Origin of the sequence: Rhodopseudomonas sp. BR0C11, from assembly GCF_010820945.1 — a bacterium.
Lineage (GTDB): Bacteria > Pseudomonadota > Alphaproteobacteria > Rhizobiales > Xanthobacteraceae > Rhodopseudomonas > Rhodopseudomonas palustris_H.
Genome location: NZ_QTKI01000622.1, coordinates 1 through 1,828, shown reverse-complemented (window position 1 = coordinate 1,828; position 1,828 = coordinate 1). Strand labels below are relative to the sequence as shown.

At 67.0% G+C, this 1,828-nt stretch carries 1 protein-coding gene and 1 pseudogene; both read right to left on the bottom strand.

The genetic code is table 11. The features are described 5' to 3' along the window. Window positions 1-310 precede the first annotated feature (310 nt). Window positions 311-520, bottom strand: a pseudogene (locus DYI24_RS28475) (hypothetical protein); the annotation flags it as partial. A gap of 198 nt (window positions 521-718) precedes the next feature. Next, window positions 719-1,609, bottom strand: coding sequence for a hypothetical protein (locus DYI24_RS25895; protein ID WP_164574349.1), 891 nt, complete (start codon window positions 1,607-1,609; stop codon window positions 719-721). Window positions 1,610-1,828: the final 219 nt, after the last annotated feature.

Below are 1,828 nucleotides of genomic sequence, written 5' to 3'. Positions count from 1 at the left end.
ATCGGGCTGTGGAAGGTCGACGCCGGTTCGGCCGGCCTTGCCGGCACTGTGACGCTGCTGGCCTCCGCGGTCGGTGGCTGGGCCGCCGGTTATCTGGCGGACCGGATCGGTCGTAACCGGTGAAGGCGCGAATCCGCTCGACGGCGAGATCGAAGAACGGCTGCACGCCTTCGGTGGCCTGCAGCGCCGCGAGGTCGGCGCGGACTTCGGAGTACAGGTTCGAAGCGGCGCCGGCGGCTTCCGGTTCGGCTTTCTCGAATTCGAGGATGATCAGCCCGCCGCAGCGATGGGCGAACAGATGCCAGCCCTGGTCGGAGCCGAGGAAAGACTCCCGGGCGATGTTGACCGGTCCGCTGTCGAGCGGCATTCGGTGCAGCGAGCCGATCAGCTCGCGCCAGCCCGGCCCGAGCACGGCAGCGATCGGGGCGCCGATCACCGCTTCCGGCGGCTTTCCGATGAACGCCGCGCAATTGGCGCTGGCATGCAGCACGCGATCGGACTGCTCGTCGACCGTGAGCATTGCGCCGTGCGGCTGGATCGCTTCCGGATATTGCACCAGTTCGCGGTCGCAGCTCGACAGATCGACGTTCTTGGCGGTGACGATGCCGCCGCTGTCGGCCTCACCCATCACGTCCTCGCTCGGCCTCCCGCTATCCGCTCAAGTATCCGCCCGACGGCACAGCTTGTGATGGTGCCGTGGCGGATGCTTTGACCCGGATCAGCGCGGCGGCAGGTTTCGCGCAGCTTCCAGATGCGGCGTCAGCAGGTCAACCACCACCCGGCGCTTGTCGCGCATGATCTCCGGCTCGCCCATCTGGCCGACTTCGTGCAGCCAGGTGCCGCACCATTGAAACGGCCCGTCATAGGTGGCGAGACCTTCCCGGTACGGCACGAAGCGCGACGGTGATTGCTGCAGCTTGGCAAGATCGAGCTTGCTGTACAGCGGACCCCAGTTGCCACCGCCGGTATCCAGGCCGAGGAACCAGTCCTGGCCAAAGTCGAGCGGCAGGTCGCGCACCGCGGAGAACCGCATCATGGTGAAGCCGGCCCACAGAAACCACCGCTCGCTCGGTGGCTCGGTGGTGCGGACGTAACCATAGACGTCCTGGGTGGCGAGCGGCGCGAAAGGATCGTCCGGCGCGGTCGGAAACAGATCGTGGTCGAGCAGGCCGAACAGCTCCGGCGCGCCCGGCCGGATGATGTTGTGCCAGATCCAGTTCAGCACGATGCCGTGCGAGCGGCTGCTCTTCTGCCACGGATTATCGGGCGCGCGCAGATAGGGGACGCCGTGAGTCTTGGCGATCCGTTCGATCTCGGTGGCGCGGTCGTCATCGGGCGAATTGTCGACCACGATGTAGATGGCATCGGGCACGAACAGCCGGATCAGCGGTATCTGCAGGTCGATCGCCTGCGGGTCCTGATACGCCACCGTGAACAGCGCGCGCCGGCCGGTGATCATCTTCGCCACCGCGGCGGGATCTCCCACCTTGGCGGGTTGCTGCCGATACCGCCGGTCGATCCGATTATACCGCGCGGTCTTCAGGCCCTGCGACAGCGGGCGCAGCCGCTTCCAGTCGGCGAGGGTGTAGTCGGAGAGCTTCTTCGGCACGGCTAAGTCTCTGTTCTGTCGGGGGCGGCGCGCCCGCTGTCCTCAGCAGCTTCGCTCCGCCGAGGCAAGTCCGGATACGCGGCCTGCGCCGCTCACGGGTTCGCCGCCAGCTTGAGCAGGTAGCCGCCGTAATTGCTCTTGGCGAGCGGCTGCGCCAGACGTTCGAGCTGGCGCGTATCGATCCAGCCGAACCGGAAGGCGATCTCCTCGGGGCAGCAG